This window comes from Halomonas sp. BN3-1 (genome assembly GCF_003056325.1).
GTDB classification, from domain to species: Bacteria; Pseudomonadota; Gammaproteobacteria; order Pseudomonadales; family Halomonadaceae; genus Halomonas; species Halomonas litopenaei.
The window spans coordinates 1-17,796 of record NZ_PYVV01000026.1 but is presented as its reverse complement, the minus strand read 5'-3'; the positions used below and the strand labels follow the sequence as shown (position 1 = coordinate 17,796).

At 63.6% G+C, this 17,796-nt stretch carries 17 protein-coding genes; 7 read left to right on the top strand and 10 right to left on the bottom strand.

Annotated features, from left to right (window positions below):
• Positions 1 to 124, top strand: a 124-nt coding sequence (locus C9F12_RS22005) for a transposase (RefSeq protein WP_146188265.1), incomplete at its 5' end; no start/stop codon positions are given.
• A 73-nt stretch (positions 125 to 197) separates the two neighbouring features.
• On the opposite strand, the gene C9F12_RS22000 is transcribed toward C9F12_RS22005, so the two are convergent.
• The 5 genes from C9F12_RS22000 to C9F12_RS21980 form a co-directional block, all read right to left on the bottom strand.
• The gene (locus C9F12_RS22000; protein ID WP_108450220.1) at positions 198 to 635 is read right to left on the bottom strand and encodes a GFA family protein; all 438 of its coding nucleotides are present in this window, start codon (positions 633 to 635) and stop codon (positions 198 to 200) included.
• A 284-nt stretch (positions 636 to 919) separates the two neighbouring features.
• A complete protein-coding gene (locus C9F12_RS21995) occupies positions 920 to 1,399 on the bottom strand; it encodes a peroxiredoxin (RefSeq protein ID WP_108450219.1) in 480 nt (159 codons plus the stop codon).
• 64 nt (positions 1,400 to 1,463) lie between these two features.
• Complete coding sequence (locus C9F12_RS21990) at positions 1,464 to 2,153, bottom strand: SDR family oxidoreductase (RefSeq protein ID WP_045992600.1); 690 nt, start codon at positions 2,151 to 2,153, stop codon at positions 1,464 to 1,466.
• A 278-nt stretch (positions 2,154 to 2,431) separates the two neighbouring features.
• Positions 2,432 to 3,781, bottom strand: coding sequence for an MFS transporter (locus tag C9F12_RS21985; protein WP_045992599.1), 1,350 nt, complete (start codon positions 3,779 to 3,781; stop codon positions 2,432 to 2,434).
• Between the two features lie 496 nt (positions 3,782 to 4,277).
• Positions 4,278 to 5,033, bottom strand: a complete 756-nt coding sequence (locus C9F12_RS21980; RefSeq protein WP_083970384.1) for a murein L,D-transpeptidase catalytic domain family protein — start codon at positions 5,031 to 5,033, stop codon at positions 4,278 to 4,280.
• Positions 5,034 to 5,248: 215 nt separating this feature from the next.
• Between C9F12_RS21980 and C9F12_RS21975 the strand changes: the two genes are divergently transcribed.
• Positions 5,249 to 6,955 (top strand): L,D-transpeptidase family protein, encoded by a 1,707-nt coding sequence (locus C9F12_RS21975; protein ID WP_240184333.1) that lies wholly within the window; start codon positions 5,249 to 5,251, stop codon positions 6,953 to 6,955.
• A 177-nt stretch (positions 6,956 to 7,132) separates the two neighbouring features.
• Complete coding sequence (locus C9F12_RS21970; RefSeq protein ID WP_108450218.1) at positions 7,133 to 8,191, top strand: spermidine/putrescine ABC transporter substrate-binding protein; 1,059 nt, start codon at positions 7,133 to 7,135, stop codon at positions 8,189 to 8,191.
• A 217-nt stretch (positions 8,192 to 8,408) separates the two neighbouring features.
• Here C9F12_RS21970 and C9F12_RS21965 read toward each other — a convergent pair whose 3' ends face one another.
• From C9F12_RS21965 to C9F12_RS21945, 5 genes are all read right to left on the bottom strand, one after another.
• Positions 8,409 to 9,023, bottom strand: a complete 615-nt coding sequence (locus C9F12_RS21965) for a LysE family translocator (RefSeq protein ID WP_108450217.1) — start codon at positions 9,021 to 9,023, stop codon at positions 8,409 to 8,411.
• A gap of 124 nt (positions 9,024 to 9,147) precedes the next feature.
• A complete protein-coding gene (locus tag C9F12_RS21960; RefSeq protein ID WP_108450216.1) occupies positions 9,148 to 11,487 on the bottom strand; it encodes a molybdopterin cofactor-binding domain-containing protein in 2,340 nt (779 codons plus the stop codon).
• Positions 11,484 to 11,948 (bottom strand): (2Fe-2S)-binding protein, encoded by a 465-nt coding sequence (locus tag C9F12_RS21955; RefSeq protein WP_045992594.1) that lies wholly within the window; start codon positions 11,946 to 11,948, stop codon positions 11,484 to 11,486. The genes C9F12_RS21960 and C9F12_RS21955 overlap by 4 nt, the downstream gene beginning before the upstream one ends.
• A 438-nt stretch (positions 11,949 to 12,386) precedes the next feature.
• Positions 12,387 to 12,911, bottom strand: coding sequence for an invasion associated locus B family protein (locus C9F12_RS21950; protein WP_045992593.1), 525 nt, complete (start codon positions 12,909 to 12,911; stop codon positions 12,387 to 12,389).
• A 240-nt stretch (positions 12,912 to 13,151) separates the two neighbouring features.
• Complete coding sequence (locus C9F12_RS21945) at positions 13,152 to 13,946, bottom strand: arylamine N-acetyltransferase (RefSeq protein ID WP_108450215.1); 795 nt, start codon at positions 13,944 to 13,946, stop codon at positions 13,152 to 13,154.
• 140 nt (positions 13,947 to 14,086) lie between these two features.
• Here C9F12_RS21945 and C9F12_RS21940 point away from each other — a divergent pair, with 140 nt between their 5' ends.
• From C9F12_RS21940 to arsJ, 4 genes are all read left to right on the top strand, one after another.
• Positions 14,087 to 14,644: a YgjV family protein gene (locus C9F12_RS21940; RefSeq protein ID WP_240184332.1), complete on the top strand. Its 558-nt coding sequence runs from the start codon at positions 14,087 to 14,089 to the stop codon at positions 14,642 to 14,644.
• 104 nt (positions 14,645 to 14,748) lie between these two features.
• A complete protein-coding gene (locus tag C9F12_RS21935) occupies positions 14,749 to 15,204 on the top strand; it encodes an arsenate reductase ArsC (protein WP_308812402.1) in 456 nt (151 codons plus the stop codon).
• A 72-nt stretch (positions 15,205 to 15,276) separates the two neighbouring features.
• On the top strand, positions 15,277 to 16,293 hold the full coding sequence (locus C9F12_RS21930; RefSeq protein ID WP_108450213.1) for an ArsJ-associated glyceraldehyde-3-phosphate dehydrogenase: 1,017 nt from the start codon (positions 15,277 to 15,279) through the stop codon (positions 16,291 to 16,293).
• Entirely contained in the window at positions 16,286 to 17,548 is a 1,263-nt protein-coding gene (arsJ, locus tag C9F12_RS21925; RefSeq protein WP_240184331.1) for an organoarsenical effux MFS transporter ArsJ, read from the top strand. Before C9F12_RS21930 ends, arsJ begins: the two co-directional genes overlap by 8 nt.
• The last annotated feature ends 248 nt before the right edge of the window (positions 17,549 to 17,796 follow it).

The window sequence follows — 17,796 nt, the reverse complement described above, 5'->3', positions numbered from 1 at the left end:
CACCAGTGTGCTGGAGGGCATGAACAACCGAATCAAAGTTATCAAGCGGATGGCCTATGGATACCGCGACACTGCGTACTTCTTCCTGAAGATCCGTGCCGCATTTCCCGGCAAAGTGCGATGAACCTAAAAACGGCGGGCTTGGCTGAACGTGGCGCAAGTCACCAACGCTGGCCAAGGGCCTGGAGGAACCAGTCTCAGCTGTCCTTGGAAAACGCCTCGAACAGTTCCTGGCCTGTCAGATTGCGGGTGTCGTTGCCGAAGTGGTACCAGTGGGGCTTCTCGTCGATGAAGATCTGGAGGTCGAACCGCCAGGCTTCTCCGCTGTCGATCAGGCCAACGGGTACCGAAGTGTGCTCGCCGTTCTTCAATCGGTAGAACAGGTGGGTGCCGCAGTGGCGACAGAAGGCACGCTCGGCCCAGTCGGACGATGAATAGAAGGTGACAGCCTCTTCGCCTTCGAGTGTCAGCTGACTGACCGACTCCAGTGCCAACAGCGGGCCGCCGCCCCAGGTTCGACACATCTGGCAGTGGCAGGCGCCGACGCTCTGCTGTTCAAGTGCTACCTTGAGTGTCACCGCACCGCACAGGCAGGTACCGCTCAGGCGCATGGCCTGGTCTGCTGTCGCGTTCATGGACCGTGTTCTCGTCAGTGGGGGCTACCCCCCAAGACTAGCAGAACTGTGCTGGATGACCGCCTTGAAGAAGGGGGGTGAAGGCAGGGGCTTGAAGGCGGGGGCGTCAGCCCCCGCTTGCAGCGCCAGGCTTAGTACGAAAAGCCGACGAGCGATGGTTAGTCAAGGCAAAAATCGGTGAGAAAGCGCAGTTTACGAGGTGTAAATGAGCATCTTGACCGGGCTGGCGCACCAGCCGGTTTTTAACGCCGTATTACCGAGCGCAGGCACTTTTCGTACAAGCCTTAGAGCCTGGCCAGCACCGTCTCGGCACTGGACGCCTCGATCACGCCGCGTTCGGTGTCGACGCCCAGATACTCGACCACGCCGTCGTTGACGATCATCGCGTAGCGCAGGCTGCGCACGCCCATGCCTGCGGCACTGGCATCCTTGTCCATGCCGATGGCTCGGGTGAAATCGGCGTTACCGTCGGCCAGCATAGTGATCGCTTCGGCGTTCTGGTCCTTCTGCCAGGCGCCCATGACGAAGGCGTCGTTGACCGCCAGGCAGGCGACCGCGTCGGCCTTTTCCAGCAGCTTGTCGGCGTTGACCACGAAGCCGGGCATATGGGTGTTGGAACAGCCCGGAGTGAAGGCGCCGGGGACAGCGAACAGCACCACCTTGCGTCCTGAAAAGAAGGCGTCGGTGGTCAGTGACTCTGGACCCTTGTCGCCGTTGGTAAAGAGGGTCACGTCGGGCAGGCGTTCGCCGGTAGCAATGGTCATGAGGTCTCCATCTGGGTGTGGTGAAATCGCGTCGGTGATGGTGGTGTCCGAAGAGTGAAGACGTTCACTCTTCCAGCGGTGGCGTGGGACGCACCAGGATCTCGTTGACGTCGACATGGTGCGGCTGGGAGATGGCGTACATCACGGCGTTGGCGACGTCGCGATCTTCCAGGGCATGTTCCGGTGGTTCATCGAAGAAGGGGGTGTTGACCATGCCGGGCTCGATGAGCGTGACTCGGATCCCGCTGCCGCGCAGTTCCTCGCGCAGGTTGTAGCCGATGCCGGAGACCGCCCACTTGGTGGCACCGTACATGGAGCCGGGGATGGTGGTACGCCCCGCTGCCGAGCCGGTCAGCAGGATGTGTCCGTGGCTACGCCTAAGCTCGGGCAGGCAGGCCTGGATGGTCAGCCCCAACCCGTACACGTTGGTCATCAGCATCGACTTCCAGCTTTCCGGGTCGGCCTCGCTGAAGCCGCCGGGAGAGCCACCACGTCCGGCGTTGGCGAACACCGCGTCGAGACGACCAAAACGCTCGAGCGTCTCGTCCACCATGGTCTTCTGGGCCTCGATGTCGGTCACGTCGACGCCGACCGTCAGCACGTTCTCCGGTCCCAGCTCCTGAGCCAGGGCCTCGAGTCCGTCCTTCGAACGGGCCGCCAGGACGAGGTGATAGCCCTCTCGAGCGGCCGCCCTGGCCGTGGCGGCCCCGATGCCGCTTGACGCTCCGGTGATCAGCAACACTCGTTCTCGCATCGCTTCCTCCTGGTCTCTCGGTGACGGGGCTTGACGGGCTATCTCTGTATGATTGATTCAGCATGCTCGTCCATTGCCTTTGTTGCAATCCTTCGGGCGGCGTCTGCGACTTTCAAGGGGCATCTTTTCCCGGATATCGGGTAGCAGAAAAGGATGAGTCCTGTCGGATATTGGCGGACGGACCTGCACGGGAGGGGCTCGTCAGGCTGGGCCCGATACGAGAAGGCCCGGCAGGATGCCGGGCCCAGGTCGTCTTGCCAGGGGTCGCAACAGCGGACTCAGCGCAGCGACAGCGCGCCCCTTGTCTCGCCTGAGGCAGCCTGTTCGTAGGCGGCGGCTTCTTCGGCTTCGACCTCGGGGCTGAAGCGCACCAGCAGCGCGCACAGCGAGGCCAGGATCACCGCCGCGCCCAAGTAGAATAGCCCCTGCTGGTAGCTGATCGATTCGGAACGGAACAGGAATCCCGCCGCCACCGCACCGGCGTTGCCGCCGGCGCCGACGATACCGGCCACCGCGCCGAGGGCGCGACGGTTGATGAAGGGCACCACGCCGAAGGTGGCGCCTTCGGCCATTTGCACGAACAGACTGAACACCAGCATCAGGCCGATGGCCAGCGCCAGTACGTGCATCTGGGAGAAGAACATCAGTGCCACGCCCTCACACAGCATGGCGATGAACAGCCAGCGTACGCGACCCTTGAGCCCGGCGTTGCGGGCGAACAGGTCAGAGAAGACCCCGCCCATGGTGCGAGCGAACAGGTTCATCAGGCCGAACAGTCCGGCGATCATGCCGGCGGTGGCCAGGGTCAGGTCGAAGTTGTCGAAGAAGTAGATGGCGGCGATGTTGTTGATGGTGAGTTCGACGCCGAAACAGGCGGCATAGACCACGAACAGCGCCCACACGCGGATATCCCGGGCGGCGGCGCCGAAGGTGCTGGACATGGAGCCTTCGCCGGAGGCTTCCGGCAGCTCGCCGCGTGCACGCAGGTCCTTGAAGTTGCCGTCGGGCGCGTCCTGGGTGAAGCGGTAATAGCACAGACCGGCGATGAACATCACCACACCTGGGACCACCATGGCCAGGCGCCAGCCCAGGGTCTCGCTGACGCCCAGCATCAACAGGCCAGAAAAGATCAACGGCATCAGGATCTGGGTAGTGCCACCGCCCAGGTTGCCCCAGCCGGCGGAGGTGGCGTTGGCTGTACCCACCACATTGGGCGCGAACATCACCGAGGTGTGGTACTGGGTGATGACGAAGGAGGCGCCGATCGCGCCGATGGCCAGGCGGGCCATCAGAAAGGACTCGAAGCTGTCGGCGAAACCGATGCTCATCACCGGGATGGCGCCCAGGCACAGCAGCCAGGTGTAGGCCAGGCGCGGCCCGATGCGGTCACACAGGACGCCGATGGCCAGACGCACGATTACCGTGATGGCCACCGAGGCGATGATGGTGTTGCCGATCTGGGTCTTGGTCAGTCCGAGGTCATCTCTGACCACGGCCATCAATGGCGCGATGCCGAACCAGCCGAAGAAGCACAGGTGGAAGGCGAACCAGGAGAAGTGAAAGGCTCGCATCTGGGGAGTCGAGAAGGAAAACAGGCGAATCCTGTTGGCCTTGTTGCGCAGATTCATGAACACAGCCCTCGCTGGGTGGACGAACACTCGAACTTGTGTGGCCTTCGCCATTGAAGGTCGGGTCCGACGCACTCGTACCGCTGGGGCCTGGTCTACGTCTGGCTCTCGCTAACCACTACTAAGCAAGCGGGATGCCTGTTTCTATTGAAATCTCGTTATATCAACACCTTGTGGTTTTTATGCGGAATAGCACTTCAGCAGGATCGCATCATTGCGCTGCATCATTGTGCACTCGACACCGCCCCTGTGCGCCGACTTGGTGCCAAAGGGAGAAGGTAGAGGAGCGCGGCGAAGATAGAAGGAGCAGGAAGAGAGAGAAGGAGCAGAAGGAGAGAAGGTAGAGAGAAGGTAGAGGGAGAGAGAAGGGAGAGAAAGAGAAAGGGGAACGACTCAAGAAGATGTGCGAACAGAGATGCGAACAAAAAGAGAACAAGGAGGAGCGGTCACCCGCCGCTGGCGGGTGACGCCGACGCTGGAACCTCAAGCGACGGACTCAGTCGTTGAGGGCCAGGCGCTCACTGCTGTTCGGACAGCGCAGAAAGGCCGAGTTGTTGAGCCAACGCTGGTCCGGGTAGTAGGTGAACAGGTACTGATTGTCGCGAATGCTGTTGATCAAGGGTACCGCCACCTCGGTACGTACCGCCGGACAGCCGTGGCTGCGGCCGATGCGTCCGGTACGGTCGATGAACTCCTGGCTGACGTAGTCCGCACCGTGCATCACGATGGCGCGATCGAAGGCGTTGTCGTTGACCCCCGGCTCAAGACCCTCGAGTCGCAGGGAATAGCCGTTGCTGCCTACATAGCTGTTCTTGGTGCGAAACAGTCCGATGCTCGACTGGTAGCTCTCGGGCACGTTGGAGAACAGCGTGGCCATGGCGTCGCCGGAGTTCTTGCCGTGGCTCACCCATTCGCGAAACATCAGCCTGGGCTGGCGCAGGTCGAAGACCCACAGGCGGCGTTCGGTTGAAGGCAGGGAAAAGTCGATGACCGCCAGGCGCTCGGCGCCGGGGTCGGCGCAGTTGAGCGCCCGTGCGGCCAGGCGCAGTACCCCCGGGTTGGCCTTGGGGGCGAGGCGGGCCAGGGTCTGTTCGAGCGATGTGGCTGACGGCGCATTCGCCCTGACGGATGTCCTGAGAAAGTCCTGAGCGAGAACAGGCGCCGCAAAAAAGGCACTTAGGGTCAATAATAAGAGGTAACGAAAAATCGAGAGACGAGGTGATGCATTGTCATGAGAGGAGCTTCGTGACATCTCTAGGCTTCCTGTCGGTGATGTCGCGGATACGCGAACAGGCGTTACGCAAGATCAAATAACGCGATACGCTAATACACAGAGCGGAGAAACATGATCTTCGCGCACGCTAGAAAAATCAGGTCGGCTCGGCGGAACCCGATACCGACGACTCTATTATGACAATACCGCCCAGGATGGCCAGTATTGACGTCATGTTGCAGGGAGTAGATGCCATGTTTAGCCCAAATGTTCTATTGCGACTCATGCCAAGGAGGGGTGTCGCTATAGCGCTTTGTTATGGTCTGCTGGTTACCCCGGTCTGGGGGGCAACGGCAAGCGATGGAAGCGACGTCAGTGGCGAGGGCGCCAACGGCCAGGGGCTTGCCAGCGATGCCAGCGTCGAGCAGAACCTTCAGGATCTCGACGGGGTCGTGCCGGGTCCCCTGGCCAACGAGTTGGTCGGCGCCTCCGAGATGGCGCAGCGATTCTACAGTCTGCGTGGCCAGCGTCCGGTGTGGACCGACATGGGCCGCGTGGAGGCCCTGGCCGACGGACTCAGGACGCTCGAGGAGGATGGGCTCTCACCCTCGGACTACGCGCCCGACGCGCTGCTTGGCCGGGCCAGAGGGGCCAATCTCGAGACCCCCGGAGGCTTCGAGCTCGAGGCCACCGAAACGCTGCTGACCGCCATGGCCCATCTGCAACGTGGCAAGGTGGATCCGCACCGCATCGACAGTGACTGGGAGGTCGATATTGCGCCACCGACGTTCGACCTGGTGGCGTTGTCGCGTGCCCTGGACGACGGCGATGTCGAGGCTGCGCTGGCGCTGGCACGGCCTCCTTTCGAGCCGTATCGTCAGCTGAGGGCCGCCCTGGCACGCTATCGCAACATCGAACGTCTGGGGGGCTGGCCACTGCTGCCGAGTCGCGAGACGCCGCTGCGTCCCGGCGATCAGGACACCGACGTCGCGCTGTTGCGACAGCGCCTGGCGATGATCGGTGAACTGGAAGTGATGTCCGCCGACACCGGCCACTACCCGCACGTGGAACTCGAGGCCCCCGAAGCCGAGGTGTACGACAGCACCCTGGCCGAGGCGGTACGCCGTTTTCAGCGCCGCCACCTGCTCGCCGACGATGGGGTGGTCGGACCCAATACCCAGAGCGCGCTCAATCTTCCGGTGGGCTTTCGCATCGATCAGATCCGCGCCAACCTGGAGCGTGCCCGCTGGCTGCTGCATGGCCTGCCGGACTCTTTCGTGCTGGTCGATATCGCCGGTTATCGGCTCAGCTACTTCCGCCCCGACGGCGACGTCTGGCGCTCACGTATCGTCGTCGGCCAACCCTACCGGCGCACGCCGACATTGCGTTCGGAGATTACCCACCTGACCCTCAACCCCACCTGGACGGTGCCACCCACGATCTATCGTGAGGACATTCTGCCTCGAGTGAAGCGCGATCCGGGGTATCTGGCCAGCCGTGACATGGTGGCGTTATCACCCTCCGGCAAGCGCGTTGATCCCTATTCGGTCAACTGGTCGAGCCCCGGCGGGGTGATGCTGCGCCAGGGGGCCGGGCCTCGCAACCCCTTGGGGAGGGTCGTGATCCGTTTTCCCAATGACCACCTGGTCTACCTGCACGACACCCCGTCGCGAGGGCTGTTCAACCGTACTCAGCGTGCGCTGAGCTCAGGCTGTATCCGCGTGGAAGGGGTGGCGGAGCTGGCCCAGCTGTTGTTCGACGACTCGGACACCTCCGCCAACGTCGGCCGCCTGATCAACGACGGCAAGACCCGCAACGTGCGTCTGGATCGGCGCATACCGGTGGTGCTCAACTACTGGACGGTGCAACCCGAGACCGACGGCCACCTGGCCTTTCGTCCCGATATCTACGACCGCGACCAGGCGGTGGTAACGGCGCTGGATGCCCCCGTCATCCTGTAACAGGCCTGGAGTATCCACGACGCCGCTCTCGCAAGCGGCGTCGTGCCTTGTGAGGGGGAGGGGCGGGCCTGTCAGTTTCGCGTTGTACAACGCTGTCTGGCTGGCGCATTATTTGCCTGCGAACCAAGCGCTTTTCAGACAAGATCAAACAACAACGACATGGAATGAGGCGAAGTCATGCAACGATGGATGGCGGTGGCAGCACTAGGCATGGTCAGTACCGGTGTCTGGGCGCAGGATGACGACAAGCTGTTTCTGTTCAACTGGACCGAGTACATGGACCCGGCGCTGGTCGAGGCCTTCGAGCAGGAGTTCGGGGTGGAGGTGGTGCAGAACTACTTCACCTCAAACGCCGAGATGTTCTCCAAGCTGGCCGCCGGTGGTGACGCTCAATACGACGTGGTGGTGCCCACCGACTACTACGTCACCCGGCTGATCGACGCCGGCCTGGTGAGGGAGCTCGACGACCTGCGCATCCAGCAGGGGCGAGAGGATCTGATGGAAGCCTTCCGCCAGCCGCCCTATGACCCCGAAGAGCGCTACAGCGTGCCCTACCTGTGGGGCGTTACCGGTATCGTCTACGACACCAACACCTTCGACGAGCTGCCGCACTCCTGGAGCGTGCTGTTCGACCCCGAGATCAATCCCGACCAGCCCTTCGCGCTGCTGGGTGGCGATCCCCAGGTATCACTCGGCATGGCCTGCGCCTACCAGGGAGCGGGGTTCGACTGCGTCGGTCAGGAGGCCTGGATCAACGCCGCCAAGCTGGTCAGCCAGACCCTGGAACGGGGCAACTTCACCGGCTTCGTCGACAGTACCGCGGCGGTGGAGCAGGTGGCACGAGGCGTCAGTGCAGTGGCGGTGACCTACAGCGGCGACGTGGACTACCGCAAGGCCGATTCCCCCGAGATCTATGGTGATCTGGCCTTCTTCGCCCCCGAGGAAGGCGCCCAGCTCGGCATGGATACCTTCGTGGTGCCGGCGAGAGCCCCCCATCCGCAGCTGGCCCAGGACTTCATCAGCTTCATGATGCGTCCGGAAAATGCCGCCAAGGCGGCGAACTATGCCTACTACAGAACGCCCAATGAGGCTGCCCTGCCGATGGTCGACGAGGCACTGCGAGAGGCCTCCAGGCTCGATCCCGAGACCAGCGGTCACCTGGTGACCACGCCGCTGATCGAGGGGGAATCGCTGACCATGCTGCAGCAGCTATGGACCGAGGTGCGCTCACGTTGAAGCGCGCATGGGTGTTGTTCGAAAAGTGTTCGTCCTCGTCCACGTTTCGGATGTGACCTCGAGGGCGTTGGTGCCTAGTGCGCCGCGCCCTTTACGCCCACCTTGCGATCGCTTGACCTTGATACCCTTGGTGTCTCGAAGGGCATGAGGCTTCGGCCACGAAATCGGCAAGGGGCTGTTCTTCCTCTATCTCTCCGCTATCTCTCCTATCTCTCCGCTATCTCTCAGCGAGGGCCAGCTTGGCACCCAAGGCAATGAAGGTCCCGGCGAACAGTCGCCGAAAAGCGGTCATGATGCCGGGGCGTCCCGCGACGTGGCCCCTGATCCAGGCAGCTCCCAGCCCATAGGCTGAAAAGATCACCAGGGTCATCAGCATGAAGATGCCGCCGAGGCCCAGCATCTGTTCGAGTGCGCTCGCTCCCGACGCGGTGATGAACTGCGGCAGAAAGGCCAGGAAGAAGACCGACAGCTTGGGATTGAGGACGTTGATCAGGGCACCGATGACGCCGATCCTGACAAGCGAACCCTGACGGGCCGGCCGGCCAGGGAGGTCCAGGGCTCCACCCTGCTTCAGCAGGCTAAGGGCCATGTAGAGCAGATAGATGACGCCGAGTATCTTGAGCACGGAAAAGGCCAGGGCGCTGGTATGCAGGATGGCGGCGACGCCGGTGATGGCGGCAATCAGGGAAGGCACGATGCCAAGTGTGCAGCCAAGCGACGCGGCCAGACTAGCCTTTGCACCACGTCCGAGTCCTGTCGCCAGGGTATAGATGACCCCGGTGCCGGGGGCAAGCACTACGATGAGACTGGTCAGCAGGAACTCTATCGACATGGTGACGCTCCTCAATCCGATTGATGCTGGCGGTAAAAAAGCGGCCAGGCGACCCTTTCAGGGTAGCCTGGCCGCTCGCTTTTGCACGGACGTCACCGCGCAAGGGGGCTCACCTCGGTGGACGTCAGCCCTTCAGCTGGTTGCCCACCGGCAGCTCCCGGATGCGCTTGCCGGTGGCGGCGAAGATGGCGTTGGTCAGGGCCGGCGCCACCGGGGGAAGCCCTGGTTCACCCACGCCGCCCATCGGCGCATCGGGATTGTCGACCAGATGGACACGCACCTCACGCGGGGCGTTGGCCTGGCGAGGCAGCAGGTACTGGTGGAAGTTGTCCTGTTCGATGCGACCGCCGCTTGCGCTGATCTCGTTCAGCAGGCCGATGCCGATGCCCATCACCACCGAGCCCTCCATCTGGGCACGGATGCGCTCGGGGTTGACCCTGGGGCCGCAGTCGAAGGCCACGTCCGCCTGGTGGACGATCACATTGCCCTGATCGTTGACCTCCACGTCCAGCACGATGGCGGTGTAGGAGCAGAAGCTGTGATGCACCGCCAGGCCCTGGCCGCGGCCTTCGGGCAACGACTTGCCCCAGTCGGCTTCCTTGGTCGCCCGCTCGACGACGCCACGCAGGCGTCCGACATCGATGGTATAGCGCTCCGGGTCCTCGCCGTAGTTCCAGGTGGCGCCGACGGCCAGCGGGTCGATCTCGCGCGCCGGCCCCAGAAGTTCCAGCAGGTAGTCGCGATGATCGCGTCCGGCGGCTGCGGCGAGTTCGGCAACGAAGCTCTGGATGGCAAAGGCGTGGGGCAGGTTGACCACCGAGCGGAACCAGCCGATGCGCTTGTGCGCCGGGGCCTCGCCGTTTTCCAGCGATAGCGCGGGAATGTCGAAGGGCAGGGGTGTCAGGCCCATGCCGAGTTCGTAGGTCGCCTTGTACCTGGGGTCGTCCTGGAAGATCGACATGATGGTCGGCGCCAGGGTGCGATGACGCCAGCCCTGGACCTTGCCGTCGCCGCCGAGGCCGGCTTCCAGGCGGTCCACCGACAGCGCGTGGAAGTAGGTGTGGTGAAGGTCGTCCTCGCGGGTCCATTGAAGCTGCACCGGGCGGCCGTCGAGGGCACGACTCAGGTGCGCCGCCTCCACCACGAAGTCAGGCTTGGCCTTGCGCCCGAAGCCGCCGCCCAGCAGCGTCTGGTTGACCTTGACGCTGGCGCCGTCGATGCCGAGCTGCTCGGCGACCTGGTCGCGGGCGCTCTGCGGGTCCTGCACCGGCGCCCAGGTCTCGGCACCGTCTGCGCTCACCCGGGCGATGGCCACCGGTGGTTCCATGGTGGCATGGGCCAGGTGAGGCATGTAGTAGGTGGCGCTGTGGCGGGACTCGGCGTCGGCCAGCGCCGCCTCGATATCGCCGCTGGCTCTGAGCACCTTGCCGGGGGAATCGGCGCGCTGCTCGAGCATCTCGCGGTAGCTTTTGGTGTCGTAGCCGGCGTTGGCGTCGAGCCCTTCGGTATTCCACTGGATCTTGAGCGCCTTGCGTCCTTCGATGGCCGCCCAGGTGTTGTCGGCGATCACCCCCACGCCGCCGAGCGGGTGGAAGGACGACGGCTGGGAGGTGCCCTCGAGCCTGACGGTCTTGATCACCCCGGGAATCTTGAGCGTCTCGCTGTCATCGACGCTGGCGACGCTTGCACCCAGCACATCGGGGCGCGCGATCACCGCGTAGGCCATGTCCGGCAGGCGCATGTCGCCGCCGTAGATGGCCTTGCCGCTGACGATGTCCTCTCCGTCCACCGCAGGGGCGCGCTCGAGGTTGCCGGTATCACTGTCGTGGCTGGGGCCGAGGGATTTACCGATCAGTCGCCATTCGCTTTCTGGCTTGAGCGAGAGGGTGTCTCGGGAGGGGATATCGAGCTCCCTGGCCGCCGCCGCCAGCTCGCCGAAACCGAGTTCGCGCCCGCTAGGCGTGTGGACGATGACGTGGACGCCGGCCTGGCATTCGTCCACAGGTACGTCCCAGCGCTGGGCGGCGGCCTGTTCCAGCATCCGACGGGCCGAGGCAGCGGCCCGCCGCATGGGATCGAACCAGTGGCGCATGCTGCGCGAGCCGTCGGTGTCCTGATTGCCATACGTTTCGGAATCCCCTGGTGCCTGGGTAGCCTTGACCTTGCTCCAGTCGGCACCCAGCTCATCGGCGGCCACCATCACCAGGCTGGTACGGATGCCCTGGCCCATCTCGGCGCGATGGTTGGTCACGGTGACGCTGCCGTCCTCGTCGATCTGGATGAACACGTTGGGATTGTCGACCCAGCCGTAGGCCATGCCGGCGGCGCCGTACTGCTTGTCCTCGGCGGCGGCGGCCAGGTCCCAGCGGGCGGCCACTACCAGCGCGCTTCCGGCGGCCAGTCCCTGGAGAAAGCGTCTGCGGCTGACGTTGGCCAGCAGCAGCGTATCGACGGTACGGTTCATGCCTGCTCCTCCTGTCCGGCTGCACGATGGATCGCGGTGCGGATCCGGTTGTAGGTGCCGCAGCGGCAGATGTTGCCCCCCATGGCGCTGGCGATGTCATCGTCGCTGGGGTTGGCGTTGTCCTTGAGGAAGGCGGTCGCGCTCATGATCTGGCCGGCCTGGCAGTAGCCGCACTGGGCCACGCCGACATCCAGCCATGCCTCCTGCACCTTGCTGCCGACAGCGTCGGTGGCCATGGCCTCGATGGTGGTCACGCGCTTGCCCGCTGCCGCCGCTACCGGCGTGACGCAGGAGCGCACGGCGGCGCCGTCCAGGTGAACAGTACAGGCGCCACACAGCCCCATGCCGCAGCCAAACTTGGTGCCGGTCAGATTTACCACATCGCGCAGCGCCCACAGCAGCGGCATCTGCTCGGGCACGTCCAGTTCATGCTGCTGGTCGTTGATCGTCAGGGTTATCACCGTTCACCTCCTGGTGCTTGTTGTTGTCGATGCGCTCTTTGTTGGCGCTGTGCTCTTTAGTGTCGATGCGCTTGCGATATCGCTGCGCTCTTCACTGGCGCTGCACTGGTCGTTGTCGCCATGCTTGCCGTTGCCTTGGCGTGTCACGGTCGAGGCTTTGCCCCTGCAGCTGATCATAGGCAATTTACCTGCAACTTATTGTTCCACTTTGGGCCGAAGTCGGCGCCCTTGGCTAAGCGTACTTAGGTGCACGAGTGCCGTAGCACGGCCTCGGCTCTGCCGACCGAAAACGCCAGCGGGGAGAAGGGGCCAAAGGAATGCGCGAGCGCAAGATCGGTAACAATGCGACTGGCAGAAAATCGACAGGTGGGGAGAAGAGACAGGAGGGGAAAGAGGTTAGGGACACGCCACCCGAAGGCGGGTGGCGTGAAGGATCGATCAGTTCTGGTCGACGCGATCCTTGGCGGCGCTGAAGCCCATCAGCGACACGTTGAGGTCCTGACGCTGGCCGCGCGGGTTGACGATGCTGACGGTGGCGGTGCTGCCGGCCTTCAACTGGTTGAGCAGTTGCGGCTGCAGCGGGATGTCGGCACGGCAGCCCTGGGGCACACACACCTGGTAGGGCATGCCCACCGGCTCATTGGTATCGACCTTGAGCTGCAGGCCTGGGGCCAGACGTACGCCCAGCGGAACCAGGAAGGTCATGGCAGAACCGTCCAGCTGAGCAGGGTTGCCGACCACGACCCGAAGGACCGGCTCGCCATCGGCACCATTGACCAGCTGGGTCATGGAGCAGGAGCCGTCGGACGGGTTGACCGGGCAGTTGACCTCCCATGACTGGAAGGTTTCGGTGTTGACGGCGGGTCCGGCATTACCGGTGCTCTGGGCGAAGGTCAGCGGCGACAGCGCCAGCAGGCTCAGCACACCGGCGGCACGCAGGCCGGACGCAAGGCGATTGAACATAAACGGCAGGCTCCTTTCCAAATCCATTGGCAGACAAAGGCTCGGGGCATAGTTCAACACGGAATGGGGCCTGTTGGCGACTGTCGCGAGGGGTTAAGGGCACTGACCACGGCGCCATGTCGGATTTTCTCTTTTTCCCAGCCCAGCCCAGCCCAACCCTACACAAGACGCGGTCGACCTCGGATAGCGTGGAAGCAGGAGCGACTGCGGGATCGATCGAGAGATCGACAGCGGGATCGACTAGAGTGGGGCGAGATCCTCGTAGCTCGCCTCCAGCACGATCCCGAAGTGCTCTTCAAGCGCCGCCAGGTAGGCCGCGCCCGGGGGCAGGAGCTGTTCGCTTGTCGTGTCCCCGCGTCGGATCTTCAGGGTGAAGTCGGAAAGGCTGATCTGGCCCTCGGGGGTGGTCAGCGCGGCCATGCGCGAGGTGGTGAAGTGCAGGCCTGGCCAGGTGGAGGTGAAGTGATTGGCCATCTGAATATCACCTTCGCACACCGTGGTGAAATCGACGCTATAGAGGTCGACCCACTGGGCTCCCATCAATGATTGCAGCATGATCCCGTAGCGAGCGTTCTCCACCAGTCGTAGTGTCTGGTCTCCGATGTGGAGCGGGGTGTCCGGGGTCAGCGGGATCGGTGCACGGGGCGTATTGGTGCCGAAGCCGGCGTCGACCAGCCATTGGCGTTTGTCCAGCGTCACCAGCGATACCTGATGACTGCGCCCGGTGGGGGGTCCCGACAGATGTACACGTCCCAACAGGGCCCTGGCCTCGAATCCGAAGGCCTCAAGTGCCATCAGCAACAGGCCGTTGAGCTCGAAGCAGTAGCCGCCCCGGCGTTGACCGATGAGCTTGGCCAGAATGCCCTTAGCACTGACATCCACGCCGCGGCCCAGGCAGATATCGAAGTTCTCGAAGGGCAGCGAGGTGAGCTGGGCGCGATGCAGCGCGCGCAAGCACTCGGCAGACACCTCGACGGGTTGCACAAGGCCGATACGCTCAAGGTATTGGTCGCAGGGAAAGTCCGAGAGGGGCATGGGCGGTTACGCGTAGCAAAGTTCGGTTTAGCCTAGTGCGAGGGCAGCGACCTTGCCAGCCTTCGCACGTCGTCACCACGCATGCGGACAGGCTCGGTCGCTTGCCTGCCTGCCCGGCACAGCGCAACAGCCGTGCTAGGATGACCGATCCTTTTTCGATCGCTTGGGGGCTTGGCATGGAGGAGATGGGGCTGCGATGGCTCGCCGGGCAGGCCGTCAGCCTGGTGGCGCTCACGCTCTGCGTGATCGGCTTCGCCAGCCGGCATGACGACAAGCTGTTGGTATTGCTGCTGGGAGCCAACCTGGCCTTCGCGACCCAGTTTGCCCTGCTGGGGAGCTGGGTAGCCGCGTCGATCTCGGCCCTGATCATCCTGCGCATCGCTCTGGCGCGACGCTTTCCCGGCAATCTGGCGATCATGCTCGGCATGTTGCTCGCCACCTTGCTGGTAGCGGCGCTGACCTGGAGTGATGCGCGTGATCTTCCTGCCCTGACGGCAGGGCTGCTTGGCACCTTTGCCATGTTCATGCTCAGAGGGGTGGCGATGCGTCTGGTACTGGCCGGCGCCGCCTTCTGCTGGATCATCAGCAACCTGCTGGCAGGTTCGCTGGGTGGCACTCTGGCCGAGACGCTGATCTTCGCCACCAACATCATCACCATCGTGCGCCTGAGGCGCCAGGCCTCGGCCGCCGCCCACTGATCCTGGCGGCTGTCGTCGATTCCTTGTGGTGGACGCGAAACGGTCACGGAATTGACATCCTTGTCTCGTATATATGAAATTCCATATATTCTGAGGCGCCCCCGATGACGATGTCACAAGAGTCCCGCAAGCAACGCGTGCTGTTTCTGTGTCACGCCAATTCCGCTCGCTCGCTGATGGGCGAGGCGCTGCTGCGCCACCTGGCCGGTGATCGCTTCGATGCCTTCAGCGCCGGTACCGAGCCGGACGAGCCGCATCAGAAGACGCTGGCCGCGCTCAAGGAGCAGTCCATCAGCACCGAGGGGCTCGCCAGTCAGTCCCTCGACAGCTTCGAGGGACAGCACTTCGATGCCGTCATCGTGCTGTGCGACAAGGCCCAGGAAACCTGTCGCGACTGGGAGGGCAGTCGCGACGAGCATCTCTATTGGGATATCCGCGATCCCCGTGGCATCGAGCGTGACAACGCCTACGCCCAGGCGCTTCAGGAAATCCGCGTGCGCCTGATGCTGTGGCTGCAGATCAAGGATCGTGATCGCGCCCGCCACCTGGCCGACGATTGATGGCGCAACCCTCTGTCGGCAGAGCCTGGCGGGTGCCGGGGCGCGAGATTCACTTTCTAAAGCGAGACTTTCATGACACTACGTATCGGTATCAATGGTTTCGGGCGGATCGGCCGCCTGGTGGTTCGCAGCCTGTGGCCGCGTATCGCCGCCGGGGAGGTCGACCTGGTTCGCGTCAACGATCCCGGTGGTGACGCCGCCACCTTCGCCCACCTGCTGGAGTTCGATTCGGTGCACGGCCACTTTTCGCCCGAGGGCGGGATCAATGGCGAGGGCGAGCAGCTGAACCTCGACGGTCGCGCGGTGGCCTTCAGCGGAGCAAGCGTGCCGGCCGACGCGGACTGGTCCGGCTGCGACGTGGTGATCGAATGCTCCGGCAAGCACAAGACCCTGGACAGGCTTCAGGCCTATCTCGACCAGGGCGTGCGGCGCGTCGTGGTCAGCGCGCCGGTCAAGGAGGAGGGCGTGCTCAACGTGGTCATGGGGGTCAACGACGATCTCTACGAGCCCGAGCGTCACCGCATCGTCACCGCCGCCAGTTGCACCACCAACTGTCTGGCCCCGGTGGTCAAGGTGATTCAGCAGCGTTTCGGTATCCGTCATGGCTCCATGACCACGGTGCATGACATCACCAACACCCAGACCATCCTCGACGCACCCCACAAGGACCTGCGTCGGGCGCGGGCCTGTGGCATGAGCCTGATCCCTACCACGACCGGGTCGGCCAAGGCGATCACCGCGATCTTTCCCGAACTCGAGGGCAAGCTCAATGGCCACGCCATACGCGTGCCGCTGGCCAATGCCTCGCTCACCGACATGGTCTTCGAACTTGAACGCGAGGTCACGGTGGATGAGGTCAACGCCGCCCTGCGCGAGGCCGCCGAAGGGGAGCTTGCCGGTATTCTCGGCTACGAGGAGCGTCCGCTGGTGTCCATCGATTACCGCACCGACCCGCGCAGCTCGATCATCGATGCGCTGTCGACCATGGTGGTCAACGCCACCCAGCTCAAGCTCTACGCCTGGTACGACAACGAGTGGGGCTACGCCAACCGCACCGCAGAGCTGGCGCTGAAGGTGGGTCGTGGCTGAATCGTTGATGGCGCGGGTGAAGGCGCTGCCCTTCGAAATCCGCCAGTACCTGCTGATCACCGGCAACTACTGGGCCTTTACCGTTACCGACGGCGCCCTGCGCATGCTGGTGGTGCTGCACTTCCACCAGTTGGGCTATTCGCCCCTCGAAGTGGCGATGCTGTTCTTGTTCTACGAAGCCTTCGGGGTGATCACCAACCTGGTGGGGGGCTGGCTCGGAGCACGGCTGGGGCTCAATCGCACCATGAATCTGGGACTCGCTCTGCAGATCGTGGCGCTGGCCATGCTGATGGTGCCGTCCTCGGCGCTGAGCGTGGCCTGGGTCATGGCGGCCCAGGCATTGTCGGGCATCGCCAAGGACCTCAACAAGATGAGCGCCAAGAGCGCGGTCAAGGTACTGGTGCCCGCCGAGAGTGCCTCGGCAAGCTCTACCCTGTATCGCTGGGTGGCGATCCTGACCGGCTCCAAGAACGCGCTGAAGGGGGCCGGTTTCTTCCTCGGCGGTCTGCTGCTGACGCTGATCGGCTTTCGTGGTGCGGTCATCGTCATGGCGGTGATGCTGCTGGCGGTGCTGGTCCTCTCGCTGGTTCGCCTCAAGGCCGATCTGGGGCGCGCGAAGCGCAAGCCCAAGTTCTCCGAGATATTTTCCAAGTCCCGCGCGATCAATGTCCTGTCGGCCGCGCGCCTGTGTCTGTTTGCCTCCCGGGACGTCTGGTTCGTGGTGGCCTTGCCGGTGTTTCTCTATGACCAGCATGGCTGGAGCCACTGGACGGTGGGCGGGCTGCTGGCGATCTGGGTGATCGGCTACGGGGGTGTCCAGACCCAGGCGCCCCGGCTGACCTCGCTGATGGCAGGAAGCCAGCGACGCACGACGGTATTCTGGGCGCTGGCCCTGGCGGGGCTGCCAGCCCTGCTGGCGGTGCTGCCGCTGGCTCAGGTGGGCTGGCTGGTGGTGGGTCTGTTGCTGTTCGGGGTGCTGTTCGCCATCAATTCGAGCTGGCACAGCTACCTGATCGTGCACTACGCCCGCGCCGAGGGTGCCTCCATGGACGTGGGCTTCTATTACATGGCCAACGCCATGGGGCGCCTGCTCGGCACCTTGCTGTCGGGCTGGCTGTATCAAAGCCAGGGGCTGTCAGCCTGCCTGTGGGTGTCGGCGGCGCTGGTGCTGGCCAGCGCCTTGATGGCACTGGCCTTGCCCGGCGATGGTGAGCCTGAGCCCGCAGCCGCTGACGACGAGGCAAGGCCCGCTTAGGGCTTGTCTGAAAAGTGCCTACGCTCGGTAATACGGCGTTAAAAATCGGATCAACATGCTCATTTACACCCCGTAAACTGCGCTGTCTCACCGATTTTTGCCTTGTCTAACCTTCGCTCGCCGACTTTTCGGACAGAGCCTTGTGTCTCTCCGGGCTTGTTGTTTAGCTGCCAGCAGGCCTTGGCATCAGGGTGAGCATCCACAGAGCCTGAGGCTCAACAGCCTGGTAGCTAGACTATGCCCCCTGA